This window comes from Curvibacter soli (assembly GCF_029211125.1).
In the GTDB taxonomy this organism is placed as follows: Bacteria; Pseudomonadota; Gammaproteobacteria; order Burkholderiales; family Burkholderiaceae_C; genus Curvibacter_A; species Curvibacter_A soli.
The window spans coordinates 1-811 of record NZ_JARGEN010000095.1; the positions used below are offsets into that span (position 1 = coordinate 1).

Sequence of the window (811 nt, forward strand, 5' to 3'; positions counted from 1 at the left end):
AAGACTACGCAGCGGCCCGTGAAAGACGCCCTCGCACAATTGCCCGCCGCCGACCTGAAGAAGCTCGGAATTTCTATCACCGATGCCGAAGACGAAGTGATCGTGCGCGCGGTGGACAGCGAGGTGGACAAGCTCGTTGACGCGCTGCTCAAGCAAGCCGGCGATGAAGGGGATGAGGTATGAGCGCGCCCACTAAACGGCAGCTTTCCGGTGCACAGCGCCGTAGCCTGCGCGCGATGCGTGAAAAGCTACTGAACATGGCTGCTGAATGGGATGGTGTAGATCAATTCTGTATGAGTGCGCTGGAAGATTTGGCATGCGCCTGCGAGCAGGCAGCGATGGATCTGATGATAGAGAAGGATGAAAGCCAATGAACAGCCTGCGCGACACCTTCGGCAACCCGCGTGCGAAAGGCCAGGTCGAAAACCAGCGCCGTAGCCTGCGCGACACCTTCGGCAACGCACGCAAAGATGCGGGCTACCTGATGCCGCTGCAGCGCCTGCATGCAAACCGCTGCGAGCTGTGCGCGGCCTACCGCATGCCGCAGCGCGACTACGAGCCGGCGCACTGTTCTGCTTATGGGTTCATCGTGCATCCGCAGGCGATCTGCAACGGCTACAAAGCGCAAAGCTGAAGAACAATCGCCATGACGAACCCAAACCATAATCCGCAAAGCCCCTGCAAGGCCCGCAATGGCGTTCCAAAACGTTCCAAAACTTTTGGGCAGGGGGTAGGTGCACCAATTGCAAAAAACGCCTTCACGGCCGTTTTTTGCGAAAGCGGGGAAACGCAGGATTGCGCTGCTGCAGAA

2 protein-coding genes and 1 pseudogene are annotated in these 811 nt (G+C 58.7%); all 3 read left to right on the plus strand.

Features of this window, described 5'->3' with window-relative positions; genetic code table 11:
• A pseudogene (locus PY257_RS16220) lies at nt 1-183 on the plus strand (hypothetical protein); the annotation flags it as partial.
• Nucleotides 180-374 (plus strand): hypothetical protein, encoded by a 195-nt coding sequence (locus tag PY257_RS16225; protein ID WP_275743697.1) that lies wholly within the window; start codon nt 180-182, stop codon nt 372-374. The pseudogene PY257_RS16220 and the gene PY257_RS16225, both read left to right, overlap by 4 nt.
• Nucleotides 371-634 carry a hypothetical protein gene (locus PY257_RS16230; protein WP_275743699.1) on the plus strand — a complete coding sequence of 88 codons (264 nt, stop codon included), beginning with the start codon at nt 371-373 and terminating at the stop codon, nt 632-634. The genes PY257_RS16225 and PY257_RS16230 overlap by 4 nt, the downstream gene beginning before the upstream one ends.
• Nucleotides 635-811 lie beyond the last annotated feature (177 nt).

Bases quoted from the DNA above. Each gene is read 5' to 3' on its own strand.
- PY257_RS16225 (WP_275743697.1), top strand. From the start codon at position 180: ATGAGCGCGCCCACTAAACGGCAGCTTTCCGGTGCACAGCGCCGTAGC.
- PY257_RS16230 (WP_275743699.1), top strand. From the start codon at position 371: ATGAACAGCCTGCGCGACACCTTCGGCAACCCGCGTGCGAAAGGCCAG.